The organism is Kitasatospora sp. NPDC048407 (assembly GCF_043200475.1).
Lineage (GTDB): Bacteria > Actinomycetota > Actinomycetes > Streptomycetales > Streptomycetaceae > Kitasatospora.
The window spans coordinates 847,001-869,066 of the sequence record NZ_JBICXW010000001.1; the positions used below are offsets into that span (position 1 = coordinate 847,001).

The 22,066-nt window shown below is 72.9% G+C and carries 19 protein-coding genes; 9 read left to right on the forward strand and 10 right to left on the reverse strand.

Features of this window, described 5'->3' with window-relative positions; genetic code table 11:
- Window positions 1–150: 150 nt before the first annotated feature.
- The 3 genes from ACGFWJ_RS03990 to ACGFWJ_RS04000 all read left to right on the forward strand — a co-directional run bounded on the left by ACGFWJ_RS03990 (window position 151) and on the right by ACGFWJ_RS04000 (window position 3,684).
- On the forward strand, window positions 151–1,911 hold the full coding sequence (locus ACGFWJ_RS03990; protein WP_392944921.1) for a hypothetical protein: 1,761 nt from the start codon (window positions 151–153) through the stop codon (window positions 1,909–1,911).
- A gap of 47 nt (window positions 1,912–1,958) precedes the next feature.
- Complete coding sequence (locus ACGFWJ_RS03995) at window positions 1,959–3,134, forward strand: glycosyltransferase family 4 protein (RefSeq protein ID WP_392944923.1); 1,176 nt, start codon at window positions 1,959–1,961, stop codon at window positions 3,132–3,134.
- Window positions 3,135–3,297: 163 nt separating this feature from the next.
- Window positions 3,298–3,684 carry a hypothetical protein gene (locus tag ACGFWJ_RS04000; RefSeq protein ID WP_392944925.1) on the forward strand — a complete coding sequence of 129 codons (387 nt, stop codon included), beginning with the start codon at window positions 3,298–3,300 and terminating at the stop codon, window positions 3,682–3,684.
- 53 nt (window positions 3,685–3,737) lie between these two features.
- Here ACGFWJ_RS04000 and ACGFWJ_RS04005 read toward each other — a convergent pair whose 3' ends face one another.
- The 3 genes from ACGFWJ_RS04005 to ACGFWJ_RS04015 form a co-directional block, all read right to left on the reverse strand.
- Window positions 3,738–4,409: a response regulator gene (locus ACGFWJ_RS04005; RefSeq protein ID WP_387635395.1), complete on the reverse strand. Its 672-nt coding sequence runs from the start codon at window positions 4,407–4,409 to the stop codon at window positions 3,738–3,740.
- Window positions 4,394–5,662, reverse strand: coding sequence for a sensor histidine kinase (locus tag ACGFWJ_RS04010; RefSeq protein WP_392944927.1), 1,269 nt, complete (start codon window positions 5,660–5,662; stop codon window positions 4,394–4,396). Before ACGFWJ_RS04010 ends, ACGFWJ_RS04005 begins: the two co-directional genes overlap by 16 nt.
- Before the next feature lie 79 nt (window positions 5,663–5,741).
- Window positions 5,742–6,269: a hypothetical protein gene (locus ACGFWJ_RS04015; RefSeq protein ID WP_392944929.1), complete on the reverse strand. Its 528-nt coding sequence runs from the start codon at window positions 6,267–6,269 to the stop codon at window positions 5,742–5,744.
- A 140-nt stretch (window positions 6,270–6,409) separates the two neighbouring features.
- Between ACGFWJ_RS04015 and ACGFWJ_RS04020 the strand changes: the two genes are divergently transcribed.
- Window positions 6,410–6,793, forward strand: coding sequence for a hypothetical protein (locus ACGFWJ_RS04020; RefSeq protein ID WP_392944931.1), 384 nt, complete (start codon window positions 6,410–6,412; stop codon window positions 6,791–6,793).
- A gap of 16 nt (window positions 6,794–6,809) precedes the next feature.
- Here ACGFWJ_RS04020 and ACGFWJ_RS04025 read toward each other — a convergent pair whose 3' ends face one another.
- The 3 genes from ACGFWJ_RS04025 to ACGFWJ_RS04035 form a co-directional block, all read right to left on the reverse strand.
- The gene (locus ACGFWJ_RS04025; RefSeq protein ID WP_392944932.1) at window positions 6,810–7,421 is read right to left on the reverse strand and encodes a Scr1 family TA system antitoxin-like transcriptional regulator; all 612 of its coding nucleotides are present in this window, start codon (window positions 7,419–7,421) and stop codon (window positions 6,810–6,812) included.
- A 2-nt stretch (window positions 7,422–7,423) separates the two neighbouring features.
- Entirely contained in the window at window positions 7,424–7,942 is a 519-nt protein-coding gene (locus tag ACGFWJ_RS04030) for a DUF6879 family protein (RefSeq protein ID WP_392944934.1), read from the reverse strand.
- 115 nt (window positions 7,943–8,057) lie between these two features.
- Window positions 8,058–8,840, reverse strand: coding sequence for a DeoR/GlpR family DNA-binding transcription regulator (locus ACGFWJ_RS04035; protein WP_387635410.1), 783 nt, complete (start codon window positions 8,838–8,840; stop codon window positions 8,058–8,060).
- 131 nt (window positions 8,841–8,971) lie between these two features.
- Here ACGFWJ_RS04035 and galK point away from each other — a divergent pair, with 131 nt between their 5' ends.
- A complete protein-coding gene (gene galK / locus ACGFWJ_RS04040) occupies window positions 8,972–10,117 on the forward strand; it encodes a galactokinase (RefSeq protein ID WP_387635412.1) in 1,146 nt (381 codons plus the stop codon).
- Window positions 10,118–10,203: 86 nt separating this feature from the next.
- On the opposite strand, the gene galT is transcribed toward galK, so the two are convergent.
- Entirely contained in the window at window positions 10,204–11,286 is a 1,083-nt protein-coding gene (gene galT, locus ACGFWJ_RS04045) for a galactose-1-phosphate uridylyltransferase (RefSeq protein ID WP_392944937.1), read from the reverse strand.
- Window positions 11,287–11,510: 224 nt separating this feature from the next.
- Between galT and ACGFWJ_RS04050 the strand changes: the two genes are divergently transcribed.
- On the forward strand, window positions 11,511–12,413 hold the full coding sequence (locus tag ACGFWJ_RS04050) for a hypothetical protein (RefSeq protein WP_392944939.1): 903 nt from the start codon (window positions 11,511–11,513) through the stop codon (window positions 12,411–12,413).
- 49 nt (window positions 12,414–12,462) lie between these two features.
- Here the strand turns inward: ACGFWJ_RS04050 and ACGFWJ_RS04055 are convergent, their stop codons facing one another.
- Entirely contained in the window at window positions 12,463–12,852 is a 390-nt protein-coding gene (locus ACGFWJ_RS04055) for a DUF5997 family protein (protein ID WP_387635420.1), read from the reverse strand.
- A 58-nt stretch (window positions 12,853–12,910) separates the two neighbouring features.
- Between ACGFWJ_RS04055 and ACGFWJ_RS04060 the strand changes: the two genes are divergently transcribed.
- From ACGFWJ_RS04060 to ACGFWJ_RS04070, 3 genes are all read left to right on the forward strand, one after another.
- Entirely contained in the window at window positions 12,911–13,693 is a 783-nt protein-coding gene (locus tag ACGFWJ_RS04060) for a LysR family substrate-binding domain-containing protein (protein ID WP_392944941.1), read from the forward strand.
- Between the two features lie 194 nt (window positions 13,694–13,887).
- Window positions 13,888–15,543 carry a phosphoglucomutase (alpha-D-glucose-1,6-bisphosphate-dependent) gene (gene pgm / locus ACGFWJ_RS04065; RefSeq protein ID WP_392944943.1) on the forward strand — a complete coding sequence of 552 codons (1,656 nt, stop codon included), beginning with the start codon at window positions 13,888–13,890 and terminating at the stop codon, window positions 15,541–15,543.
- Window positions 15,544–15,625: 82 nt separating this feature from the next.
- Window positions 15,626–17,188 carry an adenosine deaminase gene (locus ACGFWJ_RS04070; protein ID WP_392944945.1) on the forward strand — a complete coding sequence of 521 codons (1,563 nt, stop codon included), beginning with the start codon at window positions 15,626–15,628 and terminating at the stop codon, window positions 17,186–17,188.
- Window positions 17,189–17,256: 68 nt separating this feature from the next.
- Here the strand turns inward: ACGFWJ_RS04070 and ACGFWJ_RS04075 are convergent, their stop codons facing one another.
- Together ACGFWJ_RS04075 and ACGFWJ_RS04080 are read right to left on the reverse strand one after the other, a co-directional pair.
- Window positions 17,257–20,169, reverse strand: coding sequence for a hypothetical protein (locus ACGFWJ_RS04075; RefSeq protein ID WP_392944947.1), 2,913 nt, complete (start codon window positions 20,167–20,169; stop codon window positions 17,257–17,259).
- Entirely contained in the window at window positions 20,169–22,025 is a 1,857-nt protein-coding gene (locus ACGFWJ_RS04080) for an HSP90 family protein (RefSeq protein ID WP_387859348.1), read from the reverse strand. The genes ACGFWJ_RS04075 and ACGFWJ_RS04080 overlap by 1 nt, the downstream gene beginning before the upstream one ends.
- Between the last annotated feature and the right edge of the window lie 41 nt (window positions 22,026–22,066).

Sequence of the window (22,066 nt, forward strand, 5' to 3'; positions counted from 1 at the left end):
CCTCGAACCGTCCAGTGGTCCAGACCATCACAGCCGGCGGCGCCTTCCGTCGCCGGGTGCCGGCCCCCGGTGACAGGTAGGGAAAAGTCGAGCATCAAGTCTCGACCTGGCCCCGCTGACGCCTCCCGGTCCGCCGACTGAAATGGACGGGTGACCACTCCTCCGCGCCAACTTCCATGGAACCGCCGCTGGTTGTGGCCCGCCGGCTGGCTGCTCTGCGCGGCCTGGGCCGCGGCCTTCCCGCTGGTCTCCCCACTCGGCCCGCACCGCGACTGGGGCACCGTCGCGGCCGTCGGCTACCTGCTGGCCGCCGTCCTCGTCCTGCTGCCGCGGCGCGACTTCCGTCTGCCCTCCGCTCTGCTGGCACTCGGAGTCTCCGGGCTGCTCCCCCTGCTGCTGGCCGTCCGCTCGGGCGAGGGCCAGAGCGAAGTCACGGTGATCGGCCGGGCCGGCACGGAGCTGCTGGCCCACGGCTCGCCGTACCTCGAGTCCCCCGCCTCCGTCCTGGACCTGACCCCCTACCTGCCCGCCATGGCCGCCTTCGGCCTGCCGCGAGGGCTGCTCGGCGCGGGTGCCGCGCTCGGCGACCCGCGACTGTGGTGCGCGGTGGCGTTCCTGGCGACGGCGGGGGGCGCGTGGCAGGCGCTGCGCCGGGGGCGGCCGCTCCTCGGCACTCAACTTCTCGCCGCCCAGCGTCCGTTGGTGCCGACGGCGGGATCAGCGACGGCGGGGGGCGCGTGGCAGGCGCTGCGCCGGGGGCGGCCGCTCCTCGGCACTCAACTTCTCGCCGCCCGGCGTCCGTTGGTGCCGATGGCGGGATCAGCGACGGCGGGGGGCGCGTGGCAGGCGCTGCGCCCGGGGCAGCCGCTCCTCGGCACTCAACTTCTCGCCGCCCAGCGTCCGTTGGTGCCGACGGCGGGATCAGCGACGGCGGGGGGCGCGTGGCAAGCGCTGCGCCCGGGGCGGCCGCTCCTCGGCACTCAACTTTCCGCCGCCCGGCGTCCGTTGGTGCCGACGGCGGGATCAGCTGGTGGCCGGATCGTGGGGCTGTCCGCCCTGCGGCGGCTCGGCCGAGCTCCCTTCGCACCGGGTACCTCGACCGGGGGCGGGTCGCCTGCCTCTCAACTTCCCCACGCTCGGACGTCGTTGGCGCCTGGCGCGGTCGCATTGGCGGCCTCGCCCGTGGTGGCGTTGCCGTTGGCGGTGAGCGGGGTCGATCTGCCGATGACCGGCCTGCTCTGCCTGGCGCTCGCCCTCGCGTCGCGGCGGCACGCGGGTGGTGCCGGGCTCGCCTTGGCGCTGGCGTGTGCGATGAAGTGGACGGCCTGGCCGGCCGTTCCGGTGGCCGTGGCCCTGCTCGGGGCCGTGGCCGGACGACGGGCCGCCCGGCGCTGCGCCGGTGTCGCGGTGACGGTCGCCACCGCACTGGTGGCGCCGTGGCTGGTGCTGGCGCCCGGCCCGATGGTGCGCCAGGTGTTCGAGTTCCCGCTCGGCCTCGGCGACTGGCGCACCCCCGCCGCGAGCCCCCTGCCGGGACGCCTGCTCGCCCAACTCGGCGCTGGTGGTTGGTGGCTGGCGCTCGCCCTGCTCCTGCTCGGCGGGGGCGCGGTGGCCGTGTCCCTGGTCCGCCGCCCGCCCACCACGGCGGTGGCCGCCGCCGACCGCCTGGCGGTCGGGCTGTCCGTGGCGTTCCTGCTCGCACCGGCCGGGCGCTTCGGCTACCTGGCGCTGCCACTGTTCCTGGCCGTCTTCACCCGCCTCGCCTGCGGCCGACCGTCCGGCGGTGGCACGTCAACTCCCGGCCCGCAGAACGCAGTCCGCCGGCCGGCGCCGCTCGCGACCAGCTCCTCGCCGACCGCCGAAGCTCGCCCCACCTCCCGCGAACCGGTGGCCGCCGGCCGCCACTCCTGACCGCCGCCCCTCCCCTCCACCCCTCTCAACTCCCCTGCGAGGCACCCATGCCCACCACCCTGATCGTCACCAACGACTTCCCACCCAGGCAGGGCGGCATCGAGACCTTCGTCCACGCGATGGCCGTCCGGGTGCCGAACCACGACGTGGTCGTCTACACCTCGGCCGAGCCGGGCGCGGAGGCGTACGACGCGACCTTGCCGTTCCCGGTGGTTCGGGATCGGTCGCGGATGCTGCTGCCCACGGGGCGGGTCGCGCGGCGGGCGGTGGAGATCGCGCGGGCGCACGGGTGTGACCGGGTGTGGTTCGGGGCGGCGGCCCCGCTCGCCGCGATGGCGCCGGCGTTGCGGCGCGGCGGTGTGGAACGGCTGGTGGCCACCACGCACGGGCACGAGATCTGGTGGGCCCGGACGCCCGGGGCCCGGAGCCTGTTGCGGCGGATCGGCACGCACTGCGACGTCGTCACGTACCTCGGCGAGTACACCCGGCGGCGGATCGGCCCCGCGCTGGGGCCGAAGGCGACGCTCGAGCGGCTGGTCCCGGGCGTCGATCCGGCGCTGTTCCGCCCCTCACCCACCGCGCGCCGGACGATACGCGAGCAACTCGGCCTCTGGGACGCCCCGGTGGTGCTGTGCGTGGCCCGGCTGGTACCCCGCAAGGGGCAGGACATGCTGATCCGCGCCCTTCCGCTGATCCGCCGCCGTGTTCGGGGCGCCACGCTCCTCCTGGTCGGTCAGGGCCCGGACGAGACCCGCCTGCGCGGCCTGGCCGAACGTCACGCCCCGGGCGCGGTGGTCTTCGCGGGCGGCCACCGCCACGCCGACACCGCCCGGTTCTACGCGGCCGCCGACGTCTTCGCGATGCCGTGCCGAACCCGCCGCGCGGGCCTGGAGGCGGAGGGTCTCGGCATCGTCTTCCTGGAGGCCTCCGCCGCCGAACTCCCGGTCGTGGCCGGACACTCGGGCGGCGCCCCGGACGCCGTCCTCCCCCACCGCACCGGCCTCGTCGTGGACGGCCGAGACATCTCCACCATCGCCGACGCCATCGCCTCCTACCTCGAAGACCCGTCCCACGCCCGCGAGTTCGGCCGCGCCGGCCGCAACTGGGTCCAGCAGGCATGGTCCTGGGACGCTTCCGCCGCCCACCTGAACGCCCTCCTCGCCGGTGAAGCGACGGCCCGTCAGCCGGAGATGCCCGGCGCGAAGCAGCCGCCTGGCATGTGAGGTGGAACCGGAACACCACCTCCAGGTGTGAAGAGCCTCCGAGCCCCTTGGCCGCGTCCACCGCGAACCGGCTGCCGTCGAGCCGGATCACCGACCGCGTCCCGCCCCAGCGATGTCGGGTGATTTCCTGACAGGAGCGGGATGTTCCGGTAGATGTGTGTGCGTGAATGACTCCACGCCCGAGGACGGCGAGCCAACTTCCTTCGCTGCGAAGGCAAAGAACCTGTACGGGAAGCACAGAGGGAAGATCCTCGCCGCCGGTGCCGCCCTGGGGGTCGCGGCCCTGACCATCATTGTCGTGGTCGCCAAGCAGGCAGAGGAACAGAACGCCACCGAGGACGCCGAAGACGCCGAAGACGCCGAGGACGCCGGGTGGGTCGCCGACCCCGCGGCTGTGAACGAGCCACGGACATCCCCCGTCAAGCACTCGGTAGCGGGGCACACGAGGACCCTTGCTGACGGACGCGTTGTCCCCGTTACGGGCTACGAGCGGGGCGGCTCCTCAGATGACGGCGACGAGGACGAGGACCCCGGCGTCGCCGCAGCCTGAGCGCGGTCGGCCTCGCCCGTTCCGTGCCCGGGTCGCCGCCGCAGCCGGATGCGTCAAGCAGTGTCGACTCCTTCGCGGTCGCGGTAGGCCAGGACGGCGAGGACGCGGCGGTTGCCCTCGGTGGGGTCGAGGTCGAGTTTCATGAAGATGTTGCCGGCGTGTTTGACCACGGAGGCTTCGGTGACGGTGAGGCGCTGGGCGATGGTCTGGTTGTTGAAGCCCTCGGCCATCAGCGCGAGCACTTCGTGTTCGCGCGGGGTGAGGCGGCGCAGCGGGTCGTCGGCGGTGCGGTGGGCGAGCAGGATGCGGACGACCTCGGGGTCGATGACGGTCCGGCCGGCGGCGACGCGTTCGAGCGCGTCGGTGAAGTCGGCGACGTCCATGACGCGGTCCTTGAGTAGGTAGCCGAGGCCGCCCTGGTCCGCTGTGGCGGCGCCGAGCAGGCGGGTCGCATACGCGGTGGCGACGTACTGGGAGAGCACCAGGACGGGGAGACCGGGATGGCGTTCGCGCAGGTGGAGCGCGGCGCGCAGGCCCTCGTCGCGGTGTTCGGGGGGCATCCGCACGTCGGTGACGACAATGTCGGGGCGGTCCTCGTCGACGGCCCGGATCAGCTGTTCGGCGTCGCCGACGGAGGCGATGACGTGGTGGCCGAGCCGGGTGAGGAGTTCGACGAGGCCGGCCCGGAGCAGGACGGCGTCCTCGGCGATCACGATCCGGAGCACGGCACCTCCAGGCGCAGGCGGGTCGGCCCTCCGGTGGGGCTGGTCACGGTCAGGCGTCCTTTCAGGATGGCCACCCGGTCGGCGAGGCCCTGCAGGCCGGCGCCGGCGGCGGGGTCGGCGCCGCCGCGGCCGTTGTCGGTGACGGACAGCACCAGGATGTCACCGTCCAGCGTGCCGTGGACGGCGATCTCGTCGGCGTCACTGTGCTTGGCGGCGTTGGTGAGCGCCTCGGTGACGGTGAAGTACGCGGCACTCTCCACCGGGCCGGGCAGCCGGTGCGGCAGGTCGAGATCGATCAGCACGGGCACCGGGTGGCGCAGCGCCAACTCGGCGACGGCGGCCGGGAGTCCGTGATCGGTGAGCACCTGCGGGTGGATGCCGCGAACCAGGGTGCGGAGCTGGTCGAGCGCGAGGCGCGCCTCGCCGCGGGCCCGGGTGACGAGTGCGGCGGCGGGGGTGTCCTGGCCGCGCAGTTCGAGTTCGGCCAGGCCCAACGTCATGCCGAGGGCGACGAGTTGCTGCTGCGCTCCGTCGTGCAGATCGCGTTCGATGCGGCGCCGCTCGGCCTCGAAGGCGTCCGCCAACCGGGCCCGGGAGCGGGTGAGTTCGACCACCTGTGCCCCGAGGTCCTCGTCGCGGAGGCCCAACAGCAGTCTGGCGAGCCTGACTTGCGCACCGGCCACCAGCGCACCGCTGTACGCCGCGACCACCAGTCCGAGCAGCCCGACGGCGCTGGCCGCGAGCCCGTCCACCGGCCCCGAGACCGCCCGTCCGGGCAGCAGCATCACGGTGTCCGGGCTCACCGCCCAGATGAACAACGGCGCGGCCAGCAGGAGCAGACTGAACCCGATCCCCGCCGCGAAGACCAGCCCGACAGCCGTGAAGACCGTCGACTGCACTGCGGCGTACCCGAGTTCACGCCAGGTCGCCCGCTCGCGCAGCCGGGTGCGGAGCCAACGCCGCGCCACCGTCCGGTGCGGATCGGCGAGTTGAGCCGGCTCGACCAGCCGCAGCCGTCGGCGTTCCACCGCCCCGACCGGCACCCCGAGAACGGCCGTCCCGGCCAGTACCAGCAGCCCGACCCCGACCACCGACAGCGCGACCCCCACCACCACCCCAACGGCCAGCACCAGCAGCACCAGCACACCCTGCACCGCACCGCTCACCAACAACGCCCAGACCCGCCACGGCCACCCGGACACCAAGAACCCCAGGGGCCGCCGCCGCACCGCCGCCCACACCGCGACGTCCATCCGCGCGCCTCCCCTTGCCGTTCGCACCCGACTCTACCCAGCCGGACCAGGCACGACGGCAACCGGACCGCCGGGCCCGTCAGTCCTCGCGCTCCAGGGCTTCCTTCACCAACTCCGCAGGCACCGAACGCATCGTCCACCCCGTAATGCCCGCCACCCGGGTGACCGCCCGGTCGAGCCACTCCGGGTCGCCGAGGCGGTGGGCCTCGCCGGCGGCGATCGTTGAGGCCATCAACTCGGCGGCCAGCAGTACCTCTTCGCTCTTGTAGTGCTCCGGATGCCGGTTGAAGGTCAGCCTGCGGCTCTCGTCCGGGTCGCGGAGGGTCAGGAAGAGATAGCCGATACCGGGCCGCTTCGACGGCCACGGGTAGTCGAACCCACCACCGGCCGCGTCGCCGCCTCCTCGCGCGAAGCGCCCGACCTGGATGCGGATCCCGGACGTCACCCGGGACCAGTCGATCAACTCACCCTCGGCGTCACCGACGTGCAGCACCATGCCGTCCGCCCGCAGTTCCACCCAGCGGCCGCCCAGCAGCGTGGAATCCCCCACGGCCCAGCGTCCGTCGAGATTTTCCAGCGGCCCGTAGTGCTTTCGTTCGTCCCCCATACCCCTTATTCGATCACGGGCAGCCACCAGCCCGTGACCCGGTCCGTAACGTCGAGCAAACTCCTCGGACCCGACCGGGGCCGAGGACCGGCAGGACGATCCCACTCGGCGATCGGTACGATCAGCAGGTCGGAGGGGGCATGACGTTGCAGGTTCTGTACAGCGGGAAGACCAGAGAGCTCGAACTCTCCGGGACGCGCCAAGGGCTCCTGGCGCTCGGGCAGTTGCTGCGGGGGAAGGCCGGAAGCTGCGATCTCTCGGAGAGCCGGGACCCCTCTCCCTACGAGCGGTCGCTGTCGGGGATCGCGTTCCGGGAGGATCCGGAGCGCGACACCGTTTCGATCGTCACGGACGGCCAGATCCTGCGGATCGAGGGAGGACGGGAAGCTCTCGGCCTCCTCACCGACAACATCGAGGGCTTCGCCGCCGAGGCGGATGCAAGCCATCATTGGCACGCCGAACCCTCGACCTGCGACTACATCGCGCCGGAGTCGGACCCGCTGGTGGTTGCGTTCCTGAGCTGAGCCGGTCGAGCCCGGCTCAACAACGGGACACGGCAGATCTCGAACGCGGGGCCGGCCGGACGGCGAGGATGTCCGGGGTGCCGATGACGGTCCGCAGCACCCACTCCTCGATCAGGAAAGCGAACCGGTGGTCTCCCGTGTGCAGCACCTCCTGCCGCTCCATGCGGACGGCGACAGCTTCGTCGACATCGTCAGGAGTGCTGCGCAACGAGACGATCGTGCTCAGCACTTCGCGTGTGTAGGCCGCTGTCTGGAGAAGGCCGGGAATGACCCACGACTGGTACATCCGGAACCGTCGCGTGCGCCCGAACAGTGGGCGTACGGACTCCTGAGCCCGTTTGAGGCCGGCGCGCTCCAGGCGTCGCCACTCGACGTACATTCCCTCGATGTTCCGGGCCGTCGCGACGAGGTCGGCGGCCTGGTGCGGGACGCCGCAGATGGCGGTCCAGGTGCGTAGGTCGGCCTCGGAGGGCATCACCCGGCCGCTCTGGATCTTGGAACATTTGGATTCGTGCCACCCAGCAGCTTCGGCCAGCGCCCGTGCGCTGAGTCCCGAGTCTCGCCGGATGTCGCGCAGACGCTGGCCGAGGGCCTGCTTGGCTTGCTGAACGCTGGACGACGCGGACACGGTCAGCGCAGCCGGAAGTCCTCGTGCGGGACCGCCCGTTCCCAGACGGCCTCGAAGGCGGAGGCGCAGAGCTTCACGGTCTGCGGATCAGTGATGAGGTCCTCGTCCACGAAGTCGCCGTCACCGCTGAAGTGGTGAACCAGGAGGAGTTGTCCGTCGATCAGCCAGAAGTCGTTGCCCGGAAGTGCCAGGCCGGTCGCCTGCCGACGGGGAAGCCACCTGACCTGTTCGCCGGCGGCGAGGTTCCGGAACGTGATCTCGTGCTCGAACCGGATGTACTCACTCACCGGTTCCGAGACGACTCGCGCGCGCAGCACCTCAACGCCGCGGTTCGTTGTCTCCTCGATGAGCTGCAACCAGGGGCTCCACCACGACGGGCGGTCGGCAGGGTCGTCGCGCTGTCCGCCGAGCCAGCGGAGGAACAGGGGGTCGTCCCGCATGTATCCGTCGCGCATCTCCAGGTGGAGAGCCGAGCGGGTACAGGTCCGCAGCAGATCCTCAAGCGATGGGACTGCTGCCACCGTTCACCTCCGGGAAGAACTGCATCATGCGCCTGGGACCGCGCAACTCACCACCGCACCATGAACGTGCTCGAACTTGCTCCCGTTAGCCACACCTTGGTGTTGGCCGGCGAGCTCAGACGATCAGCAGCTCGCCGCAGGATTCGGTGAGGCTGACGCGGGCGTCCGCCGGGATCTCGTGGTCGGTGATGAAGCAGTCGAGGTCGGTGAGGGCGGCGAAGCTGCTGAGGCCGACGATGCCCCATTTGGTGTGGTCGGCGACCGCGACGGTGCGGTGGGCGGAGGCGATGAGGGCGCGGTTGGTCTGGGCCTCGGCGAGGTTGGGGGTGGTGAGGCCGGCGTGTTCGCTGACTCCGTGGGCGCCGATGATGAGGAGGTCGACGTGCAGGGAGCGGATGGCCTGGTCGGCGAGGGGGCCGACGAGTGCGGCGGAGCGGGTGGGGGCGCCGCCGGTGAGGAGGAGGTCGGGGCCGTCCTCCGCGGTGTGGGTGCGGAGGAGTTCGGCAACGGGGAGGGAGTTGGTGACGACGGTGAGGCCGGGGATGTCGAGCAGGCGGGTGGCGACGGCGTAGGTGGTGGTGCCGGCCGAGAGGGCGACCACGCTGCCGGGCTGGACCTGGGCGGCGGCGGCTTCGGCGAGTGCGGCCTTGGTGTCGGTCTCCAGGCCGGACTTGGCTTCGAAGGCCGGCTCCTCGGCGGTGGCGGTGCGGGCGACGGCTCCGCCGTAGACCTTGCGGACGGCGCCGGTGCGGGCGAGGGCGTCGAGGTCGCGGCGGACGGTCATGTCGGAGACGCCGAGCCGGTCGACGAGTTCGGCGACCTTGACGGCTCCGTCCCGGCGTACCTGGTCCAGGATCAGCGCTCGTCGCTGGGCGGCGAGCAGTACGCCGTCGGTCACTTGGTCCTCCGCCGGGGTGTTGGGGAGCCGCCAGCATAGTCGACGGGTTGGACGCTGTTCGGGTCTGGTGCTGTGTGTTTGAATGTGTTGACTGTCTCACCAGACCCGCGATTGCCCGCTGGAGTTGCCCGATGACCACCGACGCCGCCGAAGCCTTCGCCGCCGCCTACGGTGACGCCCCCGACGGCGTGTGGGCCGCGCCCGGCCGGATCAATGTGATCGGTGAACACACTGACTACAACGAGGGGTTCGTGCTGCCGGCGGCGCTCCCGCACACCACCCGGGTCGCGGCCCGCCGCCGCACCGACGGCCGGATCCGGCTGACCAGCGTGCAGGGCGACGGGAAGGTCACCGAGCTGGACCTCGAGGGCCTCGCGCCGGGCGCGGTGCCGGGCTGGGCGGCGTACCCGGCGGGCGTGTTCTGGGCGCTGGCGCAGGCCGGTCACCCGGTGGGCGGCGCGGACCTGGCGTTCACCTCGGACGTGCCGACCGGCGCGGGCCTGTCCTCCTCGGCGGCGCTGGAGTGCGCCACCGCGATCGCCCTGGACGAGCTGTTCGGTCTCGGCCTGGACGCCCCGACCCGGGCGCTGCTCGCCCAGCGCGCCGAGAACGACTTCGTGGGTGTGCCGTGCGGCGCGCTCGACCAGATGGCGTCCAGCTGCTGCGTCGCCGGTCACGCGTTCTTCCTGGACACCCGGACGCTGACCGGCCGCCAGGTGCCGCTCGACCTCCCCGCCGTCGGCCTGTCGCTGCTGGTGATCGACACCCGGGTCAAGCACGACCTGGGCGACGGCGCGTACGCCGCCCTGCGGGCGGGCTGCGAGCGGGCGGCCGGGCTGCTGGGCGTGCGGGCGCTGCGCGACATCGGCATCGCGGAGCTGGCGGCGGCCGAGGAGAAGCTGCCCGCCGAACTGCGGCCGCTGGTGCGGCACGTGGTGACGGAGGACCAGCGGGTGCTGGACACCATCCGGCTGCTGGACGCGGGCGAGCCGCGGGCGCTCGGCCCGGTGCTGACCGCGGGGCACGCCTCGCTGCGCGACGACTACCGGGTGTCCTGCCCGGAGACCGACCTGGCGGTGTCCGCCGCGAACGCGGCCGGCGCGCTGGGTGCCCGGATGATGGGCGGCGGCTTCGGCGGTTCGGTGCTGGCCCTGGTCGACACCGACCGGCTGGACGCCGTCGAACAGGCCGTACGCGCCGCGTTCGCCGGGGCCGGGTTCGTCGACCCGTACGTGTTCCCGGCGGTCCCGTCGCAGGGCGCCCACCGCGTCAAGTAGGAAACAGAGAGAAGCACGAAGCCCCGCCCGGGAACTTCCCTTCCCCGGGCGGGACTTCGTGCTTCGTGCTTCCTGCTGAGGAGAGCCTAGATCTCGCGCAGCGTGCGGGCGGCGGTCTCGGGGCGGATGTCGTTCATGAATGCGCCCATGCCGGATTCGGTGCCGGCCAGGTACTTGAGCTTGCCGGCCGTCCGGCGGATGGTGAACAGCTCGAGGTGGAGGGCGAGTTCGGCCTCGGCGGGGCGCGGAGACTGGTGCCAGGCGGCGATGTAGGGGGCCGGTTCGGGGAAGAGGCGGTCGAAGCGGCGCAGCAGGTCGAGGTAGATCCGGGGGAATTCGGCGCGGGCCGGCTCGTCGAGTTCGGTGAGGTCGGCGACCCGGCGGTTGGGGTACAGGTGCACCTCGTAGGGCCAGCGGGCGGCGAACGGGACGAATGCCGTCCAGTGGTCGCCGGTCAGGACCACGCGGGTGTCAGGGTGGCCGAGCGTGGCGCGTTCGGCGGCGAGGACGTCGTCGTACAGGTTGCGGCCGGTGGCGCGTGCGTACTCGGCGACCTTGGCGATGGCCTGGGCGGTGCGGGGGGTGGTGAACGGGAGGGCGTAGATCTGGCCGTGCGGGTGGCCGAGGGTGACGCCGATGTCGGCGCCGCGGTTCTCGAAGCAGTAGACCTGGCGGACGTCGTCGCGGGTGTGCAGTTCGGCGGTGCGGTCGGTCCAGGCGTCGAGCACCAGGCGGGCCTGCTGTTCGGTCAGGTCGGCGAAGGACGCGCCGTGGTCGGGGGTGAAGCAGACCACCTCGCACCGTCCGGTGCCGGGCGTGAGCGTGTACGGGCCGTCCGACCAGGGGGTGACGAGTGCGGCGGAGGAGCCGGCCAGCGACGGGAAGCGGTTTTCGAACACCGCCACCTGGTAGTCCGCGGCGGGTACTTCGCTGAGCCGGCCGTCCCGTGACGGGCAGAGCGGGCATTCGTCGGCCGGCGGGTGGTAGGTGCGGCCCTGCCGGTGCGCGGCGATGGTGACCGCGTCGCCGGTGAACGGGTCGACCCGGACTTCGGAGGCGCTGGCCGCCGGGTCCAGCGGCCGCGCGTCGACCGCGTCGCGCACGGCGGGCTCGGTGTCGTAGTAGACCAGTTCGCGGCCGTCGGCCAGCTTGGTCACCGTCTTGTGCACGGCGGCGCTCCCTCTCGGTTCGACCATCACATCAAACATCTTCGAACATGAAGCATCGCAATGCAACATCCGGAGGGGTCGCCGCGAAGCCCGCCGCAGGGTGGACGGGAAACCCGCTGCACGGCCTCCGCAAATCCCGCTGCGGGGCTGTCTCCGCCGTGGGCTAGAGTCCGCCACGAAAGAGATGGGAGCGGTACGGGACCGTTTCCAGGGGGAGAACCAGAATGTTCAGGACCGGACGTACGTTCCTCGCCGCCACCGCCGTCGTGCTCGCACTGACCGCGACGGCCTGCGGCAACAAGGACGCCGACGGCAATGTCGTAAGCAACAAGGGCGGCGCGGCCACCTCCTCGGCCCCCGAGCTGGCGCCCGCCGCGGCGCTCGCGCTGGTGGGCGAGAAGACCTCCGCGGCCAAGTCCGCCAAGTCCGAGGTCACCATGCAGGTCGGCACCGGCAAGGCCACCACCGTGAAGGGCTCGATCTCCTGGGAGCACGGTCTCCTGGGCGAGCTGACCGGCACCATGGGCGGGGCGATGGCCGAGAACCTCGCCAAGGCCGGCAGTGACGGCACCTTCACGGCGCGCTATCTCAGCGACGCCATGTACGTCAACATGGGCTCGGCAATGGCTTCCCAGCTCGGCGGCGCGCACTGGATCAAGTACAACTACGCGGACCTCGCCCGGCTGATGGGCCCGGCCGGCGACAGCCTGAAGAGCCAGCTGCAGAGCTCCGACCCGGTCGCCTCGGTGCGGGCCCTGATCGCCTCCGGCAAGGTCACCAAGGCCGGGACGGAGACCGTGAACGGCGCCCAGGCCACCAAGTACAGCGGTGACCTGTCGGCGACCGACATCGCGCAGGCCACCGCCAAGGGGCTCACCCAGGAGCAGGCGGACGCGCTGCAGAAGCAGTTCACCGCCGCCGGGATCACCAGCGACCACATCGAGGTGTGGGTCACCGGTGACAACCTGCTGGTGAAGAAGGTCGAGCAGATGCAGAGCAGGGCCGGCGAGATCACCGCGACGGCAACCTACTCCGACTACGGCACCGCGGTCGCGGCCACCGCCCCGAGCGAGAGCGACACGGTGGACTTCACCAAGCTCGTGGCGGGCGCGAAGACCGGCAGCTGACGCAAGAACGCGCGGGGCGGACGAACCGCCCCGCGCGTGAGTACCGGGGTTACTTCTTCTTCGGCGCCGGCTTGTCCTTGAGCCGCTGGGCCTCCTTGCGGACCTCGGCCTGGATGGTGCGCTCGCGCTGCAGCCAGTCGGGGTTCTCCTCGCGGAGGGCGTCGATCTGCTCGGTGGTGAGCGCCTCGGCGATGCCGGCCCGGTTGAGGCCGGTGACGGAGATGCCGAGGCGGGCGGCGACCGTCTGGCGCGGGTGCGGGCCGTTGCGGCGCAGGTCGGCGAGCCACTGCGGCGGGGTGGCCTGCATGGCGTTGAGCTCGTCGCGGGAGACGACGCCCGCCTGGAACTCGGCGGGGGTCGCCGCCAGGTAGATCCCCAGCTTCTTGGCCGCAGTCGCGGGCTTCATGGTCTGGGAGCTCTTGGGCTTGGGCGTAGTCATGCACCAAGGGTATAGGGAGCGCGCACCTGCCCAGGTCACGGTAGGTAGCCTGGACGGTGTGACCGAGATCGAGCAGCCTTCCCCTTCCTTCCGCCTGGTGTACGTGCCCGGGGTGACGCCGACCAAGTGGCTGCGGGTGTGGGGTGAGCGACTGCCCGGCGTCCCGCTGGAACTGTTGCAGTCCACGCCCGTCGCCGGCCACCAGCTTCTGCTGTCGGGCGGCGCGGACGCGGGCCTGGTGCGGCTGCCGGTGGACCGGACGGTGCTGAGCGCGATCCCGCTGTACACCGAGACCACCGTGGTGGTGTTCCCGAAGGACCACTGGCTGGCCGCCTCCGAGGGCGCCGCCGAGGAGGTCTCGGTCGCGGACCTCGCGGAGGAGATCGTCTTCCACCCGCAGGACGACGTGCTGGAGTGGCCGGAGGGGCTGCCGGGCCGCCCGGCGTTCGAGCGTCCGGAGACCACGGCCGACGCGATCGAGCTGGTGGCGGCGAACGTCGGCGTGCTGGCGGTGCCGCAGTCGCTGGCCCGGCTGCACCACCGGCGCGACCTGACCTACCGCGTGCTGGCGGACGTCCCGCAGTCGCAGGTGGCGCTGGCCTGGCCGGAGGAGGCGACCACCGACCTGGTCGAGGAGTTCATCGGCATCGTGCGCGGCCGCACCGCGAACAGCTCCCGCGGCCGGGTCGCCACCGAGCCGGCGAAGAAGCAGCCCGCGGCGAAGAAGCCCGCCGCGAAGTCTGCCAAGTCGCAGCAGAAGCCGCGGCCGGGCCAGCGCGCCGCCACCACCCGCCAGGGCCAGGCGAAGCAGGGCCAGGCCAAGCGGGGCCGCAAGCGCTGAGCCGTCGCCGGCGCGGGGCCGCAAGCGCTGAGCCGTCGTCGGCACGGGGCCGCAAGCGCTGAGCCGTCGTCGGCACGGGGCCGCAAGCGCTGAGCCGTCGTCGGCTTTGCTGTCGCGTTCCCGCAGTTGGCGCGGTGTGGCCCGCATCATGGTCGGCAGGCATCCTTGCCGTACCGACCGAGGAGAGAGCCACGATGGTGCACGCACGGGCCGGGCAGCCGGCGCAGCCGCAGGATCTGATCGACGTCGCTCGCCTGGTGACGGCCTATTACGCGCTGCATCCGGACCCGGCGGAGGTGGGGCAGCGGGTGGCGTTCGGCACGTCCGGTCACCGGGGTTCCTCGGTGCGGGCGGCGTTCAACGAGGACCACATCGCGGCGACGGCGCAGGCGATCTGCGACTACCGGGCCGAACAGGGCACCACGGGGCCGCTGTTCCTCGGCATCGACACCCACGCGCTGTCCGAGCCGGCCCGGGTCACCACGCTGGAGGTGCTGGCGGCGAACGGTGTGACGGTGCTGCTGGACTCGGCGGACGGCTACACCCCGACGCCCGCGGTCTCGCACGCCGTCCTCACCCACAACCGGGCCACCGGCCGCCCCCGTCCGTCAGCGCTCGCGGACGGCATCGTGGTGACGCCCTCGCACAACCCGCCCGGTGACGGCGGGTTCAAGTACAACCCGCCGCACGGCGGCCCGGCCGATTCGACCGCGACCGGCTGGATCGAGCGCCGCGCCAACGAGTTGCTGGCGGCGGGGCTGAAGGACGTCCAACGGGTGCCGTACGCCCGGGCGTTGGCGGCCGGCACCACCGGGCGTTACGACTTCCTCGGCGGGTACGTGAACGATCTGCCGGCCGTCCTGGACCTGGACGCGGTGCGGGCGGCGGGCGTGCGGATCGGCGCGGACCCGCTGGGCGGCGCGTCCGTCGCGTACTGGGGGCGGATCGCCGAGACGCACCGGCTTGACCTGACGGTGGTCAACCCGCTGACCGATCCGACCTGGCGGTTCATGACGCTGGACTGGGACGGGAAGATCCGGATGGACTGCTCCTCCCCCTACGCGATGGCCTCGTTGATCGGCAAGCGGGACGCGTTCACGCTGGCCACCGGCAACGACGCGGACGCCGACCGGCACGGCATCGTCACCCCCGACGGCGGGTTGATGAACCCGAACCACTACCTGGCCGTCGCCATCGACTACCTGTTCCGGCACCGTGACGGCTGGCCGGCGGCGGCCGCGGTCGGCAAGACGCTGGTGTCCTCCTCGATGATCGACCGGGTGGCCGGTGCGCTCGGCCGGGAGCTACTCGAAGTCCCGGTCGGCTTCAAGTGGTTCGTGGACGGGCTGCTGAACGGGACGGTGGCGTTCGGCGGCGAGGAGTCGGCCGGGGCGTCGTTCCTGCGCCTCGACGGCTCGCCGTGGACCACCGACAAGGACGGCATCCTGCTCGCCCTGCTGGCCTCCGAGATCACCGCCGTCACCAACCGCACCCCGTCCGAGCACTACCGCGACCTCACCGCCCGGCACGGCGACCCGGTCTACGCCCGGGTGGACGCCCCCGCCGACCGTGAGCAGAAGGCCGCCCTGGCGGCGCTCGACGCGTCCCGGGTCGCCGCCGACACGCTGGCCGGTGAGCCGATCACCGCCGTCCTCACGCACGCCCCGGGCAACGGCGCGGCGATCGGCGGTCTGAAGGTCCGCACCGAGAACGCCTGGTTCGCGGCCCGCCCGTCCGGCACCGAGGACGTGTACAAGATCTACGCGGAGAGCTTCCTCGGCGCCGACCATCTGACGAAGGTCCAGGACGAGGCCCGCGGCCTGGTGGGCGAGGTGCTGGCGAAGGCCTGAGAGACCCGGCCGCCACTCTTTCGGATGGTGCCCGCACGACACGAGCGGCCTTACGTGGTACGGCACCTGACGGGTCGTCAGCATGGCGTCCATGATCTCGCTACGCCGTACCACCACGGCCGCTCTCGTCGCCTGCGCGGCACTGCTCGCGCCGTTGGCCCCCGCCCGGGCCGGGGCGCCACTGCCCGGCGGGCGCCCGATGGAGGGAAGGGTCTCCGCCTACCTGGACGGCATCCGGCAGGACCCGGCCCGGCTGGACGCCTTCCTGCGGGCCCTGCCCAAGGGTGGGGACCTGCACAATCATCTGTCGGGTGCGGTGTCGACCGAACTGCTGATCCAGCTGGCCGCCGAGGACGAACTGTGCATCGACTCGGGGACGTTCGTCTCGGCGACCGGCCCGTGCGAGGGCACCGCCCGCCCCGCGAAGGACGCGGTCACCGACCAGGAGTTCCGCGCCCAGGTGATCCGGGCCTGGTCGATGCAGGACTTCACGCCGGGTGAGGAGTCCGGCCACGACCACTTCTTCGCCACCTTCGGCAAGTTCGGCGAGGCCAGCTGGCGCCACCCGGGCCGGATGCTGGCCGAGGTCACCGACACCATGGCCGCCCAGCACCAGACCTACCTGGAGACCATGCTGACGCCGGCCTTCGGCGGGCCGGCGGCGCTGGCGGCGAAGGTCGGCTTCGACCCGGACTTCACGGCGCTGCGCGAGAAGCTGCTGGCGGACGGCCAGGTCCAGCGGCTGGTGGACCAGGCCCGCGCCGACCTCGACCACGCGACGGCCGAGTACCAGGACACCGAGCAGTGCGGCACCAAGCAGGCCCGCCCGGGCTGCGCGGTGACGGTGCGGGTCCAGTCCCAGGTGTCCCGGGCGGCCGGACCGGCGCGGGTCTTCACCGAGCTGCTGCTCGGCATGGAACTCGCCTCGCAGGACGAGCGGTTCGTCGCCGTGAACCTGGTGCAGCCCGAGGACCACCGGGCCGCGCTGGACAACTACAACCTCCAGATGCGGATGCTGGACTTCCTGCACCCGTTCTACCCGAACGCCCACATCAGCCTGCACGCGGGCGAGTTGGTACCGGGCCTGGTCAAGCCCGAGGACCTTCGCTTCCACATCCGCCAGGCGGTGCTGACCGGCCACGCCGAGCGGATCGGGCACGGCGTCGACGTGGCGCAGGAGGACGACTCGGCGGAGCTGCTGCGCACCCTGGCCGAACGCAAGGTGCTGATCGAGGTGCCGCTCACCTCCAACGAGCAGATCCTCCAGGTCTCCGGCCAGGACCACCCGTTCCCGCTGTACCGGAAGAACGGCGTGCCGACGGCGCTGTCCACGGACGACCCCGGGGTGGAGCGGATCGACATCACCCACGAGTACGTCCGGGCCGCCCTGACCTACCGGTTGAGCTACCGGGACTTGAAGGACCTGGCCCGCACCTCGCTGGAGTACGGCTTCGTCGCCGGGCGCAGCCTGTGGAAGGACCGCGACGGGTACCTGCCGGTGGCGGAGTGCCAGGACCGCCCGCTGGGGACGACGCCGACGGGCGCGTGCGCGGCGCTGCTGCGGGAGAACCCGAAGGCGGCGCTGGAGTGGCGGATGGAGGGCGCCTTCCGGGACTTCGAGCAGGCGGTGCTGCGCGGCAAGTAGCCGTGCTTCCAAGAACGAACGGCCCGCCGGGAGTTGACTCCCCGGCGGGCCGTCCGCACACCAACAGGTCAGTGCTGGCGGCGCAGGTGGGTGTGCAGGCCGTCGAGGACTTCGGCGGCCTGCGGTTCGCCGATCTCGCGGCACCAGGCGCTGGCGGCCTCCAGCCTGGTCAGCGCCTCCTGGGTGCGGTCGAGGCGGCTGCCCTCGATCAGGGCCGCGTAGCGGATCGATTCGGCGCGCGCGAGGTGGCCCTCGGGGCCGGCGGCGCCGAACGCCTCGATCGCCAGCTCCATCTCGGCGAGGGCCTCCTCGGGGCGCCGGAGGCCGATCAGGGTGCGGGCGCGGGTGTCGTGCAGGCTGCCTTCGGCGCTGGCGCAGGCGAGTGCGTGGCCGTCCCGCCGGGCGGCTTCGACCAGTTCGGCCGCCTCGGCGAGCCGGGCGACGGCTTCGTCCTCGCCGTCCGGGCCGCGCGTGTCGGCGGTGAACCGGGCGAGGCGCAGCAGCATGTCGAAGGCGGCGTCGGCGTGGGGTGCGGTGCGGTGGCTGTCGAGGGCGCGCTGCCGGGCGAGGTCGGCGGCGGGCCACTGGCCGGTGCGGGCCAGGGCGACGGCGGCCTCGCAGGCGACGATGGTGTGCATCTCGCGGTCGTCCCACCCGGCGGCGATGTCGGCGACGCGCAGGAACTCCTCGGCGGAGTCCCGGTGTTCGTCGAGTTCGCGCAGGGTGCGGGCGAGGTTGAGCCGGATGTGCACCTGTTCGTGGATGGCGAGGTCGGCGAAGCCGGGCTCCAGGCGGACGGCTTCCAGGACGGCGGCGGCGTCGGAGAACCGGCCGGCGGCGGCCAGCACCTGGCCGAGCCGGCCGCGGGCGGAGGCGGCCTCGTCGGCCTGCCCGGCGTGGTCGTGGCGGGCGGCGGCCTCGGTGAACGCGCGGGCGGCGGACTCGTACTCGTCGCGGGCGAGGTGCACCCGGGCCAGCAGCAGTTGCACCCGGGCGGGGACGGCGGTGCGGTCGCCGTACTGGGCGGCGAGCTTCAGCCCGCGCCGGGCGAGTTCCTCGGCGCGGTCCAACTCTTGGGCGTCCAGGGCGATTTCGGCCAGCCAGCCGTGGATGCCGACCAGCTTCCACGGGAGGCCCGCGGCCTCGATCCGGCGCTCGGACTCCCGGATCAGCTCGGCGCTCTCCTGCTTGCGGCCGGTCAGGAAGTAGGCGCGGGCGAGGAGTTGCCGGGCGGTGACCTCCATCAGTGTGTCGTCCTGCCGGGCGGCCTCCTCGCGCAGGCGGGTGACGGCGGCCTCGGCGCGGCTGAGGTCGCACGGTTCGGGGCCGTTGGCGGCGTACTGGTGGGCGTCCGGCAGGTCCTGGCGGATCGCGACGACGGCCTTGGCGTTCAGCACGGTGAGCAGGGCGTCGCCGGCCCGGGTGGCCCCGGCCTCGACGAGCTCGCGGGCCCGCTCCTCCATCCGGTCGAGCTCCGCCGTGGTCGCGGCGTCGGTGTCGGCGTCCTGCTCGGGCAGGGCGGCGGCGAGGGCGCGGCAGCCGAGGGCCTGGGCGGGGCGGTCGGCCTGCGCGTAGTGCTCGGCGGCCTCGGTGAAGTGCGCGGCCAGTTCGTCGTCGCTCAGGCCGTCGCGGCGGGCGCGCTGTTCGGCGATCTCGGCGCGCAGCAGGGCGAGCGACCCGAGGTCGGGGTCGTCGGGGTGCCGGTAGCCGTCGGCGCCGACGAGGGCGTCGATACGCCGCCACAGGGCGAGCGCCTCGGGGTGCCGCTGCTCGTGCAACTCGCGGGCGCGGGCGACGAGTTCGGGCATGGTATCGGTGGCGGCGGGGGCGCTCTCCGCAGGCTGGGCGGCGGCGGGCACCGGCGCGGGCACAGGGGCGGCGGCGCGCAGGCCGAGGGCGAGCGGGTCGGCGAACAGCGGGGTGCGGGCCAGGCGTTCGCGGCGGGCGTCGCCGACGGCGGTGGTGCCGCCCCGGGCGTCGAAGCGGGCGGCGAGCGCGTCGCCCTCGGTGCCGAGCTCGGTGAGCAGCGCGGTGACGGTCCAGTTCCTGCCGGGCGGGCCGGCCACCGGGACGTCGCCGTGGCCGGTGGCGGCGAGCCGGGCGAGCAACTGCTGGGTGCCGGTCAGGAAGTGCAGGCGGGCCAGTGGGTCGCCGTGCCGGCCGAACAGGTCGCGGTTGTCGGCGAGGATCTCCAGGCCGCGCGGTTCGTTGCCGGTGAGGGCGCAGAACTCCAGGTGCAGGCCTATCTCCTCGGCGGCGCGGGCGCGGCCGCGGGCCCACCGGTAGCCGGTGAGGTGGCAGGAGCGGGCCTCGTCGGTGCGGCCGGCCCGCAGCAGCGGCAGCAGCGCGTGGGCGCGGCTGACGTGCGGCTCCTCGCCGCAGGACTGTTCGCCGTCCAGCACCGGACGCCACGTCTCCAGCGCCCGCGCGTCGTTGCCGAGGCGGACGAAGTGCTTTGCCTGGGCGCGCAGTTCGCAGGCGCGGCAGTCGCTGAGCGAGGAGCGCGAGCGGCCGGCCCACAGGTCGAAGGCGTTCTCGGCGCCCTGGCCGGTGAGCGCGGCGAGGTGGTACTGCTCGCCGTAGTAGGGCTGCAGGTCGTGGCCGGCGGTGCGGTAGTGCTCGCGCAGTTCGCCGTGCCAGCGGCGGACCGCCTCCAGCGGGACGTCCGGGACGCTGCGCAGGGCGTGCGCGACCCACTTGTAGCGCCAGTCGGTGGCCCGTTCGGCCCAGCCGTCGAAGCCTTCGGGGTGCTTCTTGCGCAGGGTGACGATCCGGGCGAAGACCACCGGGAGCTTGCGCCGTTCGGCGTCGTTCTCGTACGCCTCCATCAGGTCGAGGAGGGCGTAGGCGAGCAGCTCGGGGTCGTCGAACTGCTCGGCGGCGTCGGCGAGTTCCTCGGCGGTGACGGTGCGCTGCCGGCCGTGCGGCTGTTCGTCGTTGGCGCGCAGGGCGGCGCGGACGGCGTCGATGGTGTCGAGCATCACGGCTCCCGGTGCGGCGTGGTGGGCTCGTGGCCGAGCATGGCGTGGTCGAGCAGGGCGAGGAACGAGCGGTTGAGCAGGGCGGATTCGCTCGCCTTGAGCGGGCGCCGGGTGAGCAGCAGGGCCTGGCCGTACAGCGCTTCGACGGTGGTGGTGGCGAGTTCGGGGTTGCGGATCGCGGCGGCGCGGCGGACGAGCGGGTTGAGGTGGTTCAGGACGAGCTGGGCGCGCGGCACCGAGCTGCCCAGCGAGCCGAGGATGTCGGCCCACAACCCGTCGGCCTGGTCGGCGAGTTGGCTGCGGGTGCGCTCGTGCCGGGCTTCCCTGTCGTCGAGCAGCAGGGCGGGGGCGCTGCTGGGGTGGAAGGTGCGCAGCGCGACGTCGCAGTCGAACCGGCCGAGTGCTTCGCGGGCGGTGGCGAGGAACGCGGCGGCGGCGAGTTCGGTGGCCTGGTCGACGTTGTCGAGGTGTGCGGTGACGGTGGCCGGGTCGAGGTCGGCGACGGTGGTGCCGGTGCGGATCTCGGGCAGCCGGTGCACCAGGTCGCGGTCGTAGGTGTAGCCGCCGTTGACGACGCCGAGGCCGGCGGCGCCGGCGATAGGGGCGACCTGACGGAACTCCTCGACGGTGCGGGTGACCAGGATGACGGGGTGGGCGCGGGCGAACTCGTCGAGCGTGACGTTGCCGTCGGTGGTCTCGAACGGCAGCCAGGGCAGCAGCATCCGCAGTAGCTGGTCGTCGTGCCGGGCCAGCGACTTGACGGCCAGGTGGTGCACGGACAGGAAGCGGTGCAGCAGCGCCGGGTCGGACGCGGACAGGCCGGTCAGCCAGTCGCGGATCCGCAGCCCGAGCGCCTCGCGGACGGCGGCGAGTGTCTCGTCGGCGTACAGCGCCTCGCGGGAGGCGGTGGGGCGCAGGCGCTCGGCGTCGACCACGCAGCGCACGAAGAACGCCCAGTCGGGCAGCAGTTCGTCGGCCTGGTCGGAGAGCAGCATGCCCTTGAGGTGCACCCGGTGCCCGGCGCGGCGGGACGGCGGGACGGCCTCGGGCAGTACGTAGGCGACGCCGCTGAGGCCGACCAGCGGCAGGTCGAGCTCGATGGTGTCGAGCGGGGTGAAGTCGAAGGTGTCGCGGCAGTGCGCGGTGAGCGCGGCGCGGCGGGCGGCCGGGGTGTCGTGGCGGCGGGCCCAGGGCGCGGGGGTCTCGCTGATCCGCGTCCGGTGCCCGGCCGCGTCCACGACCGTCACCTGGTGGCGCAGCAGGCTGCCGTAGTGCCGGGCGAGTTCGGTGACCCGGCGGGTGGACGTCCACTCCTCGGCGTCGGCGCGCGGGGTGAGGGTGACGGTGGTGCCGGGCTCGCGGCGGGCGGAGGCGGGCAGCGTGGTGATGGTGTAGCGGCCGTCGGAGCGGCCGCGCCATTCGATCACCGGGGCGTCGGGGGTGCGGGCGGAGCGGGTGCGGACGGTGATCTCGTCGGCGACCACGAAGCAGGCCAGCAGGCCGATGCCGAACTGGCCGATGAACTCCTCGCGGGCGTCGGCGAGTTGACCGGCGTCCAGGGCGCCGTCCGGGGTGCGCTTGGAGCTGCGGCCGATGGTGGCGAGGAAGGTGTGCACGTCGGCCTCGGTGAGGCCGACGCCGGTGTCGGCCACCGAGAACTCGTCGCCGGTGGTGACGGTGATCGCGGCCGGCGCGGCCGGGTCCAGCTGCTGCCGGGCGGTGATCGCGTCGACGGCGTTCTGCAGCAGCTCGCGCAGGTAGACGCGCGGGCTGGAGTACAGGTGGTGGGAGAGCAGGTCGACCAGTCCGCGCAGGTCCACCTGGAAGGTGTGCGCGCTGGGGTCGTTCGGGGTCACCGGGCGGGTCCTTCGCTTCGGGGTTCGCTTCTGGAATCGGT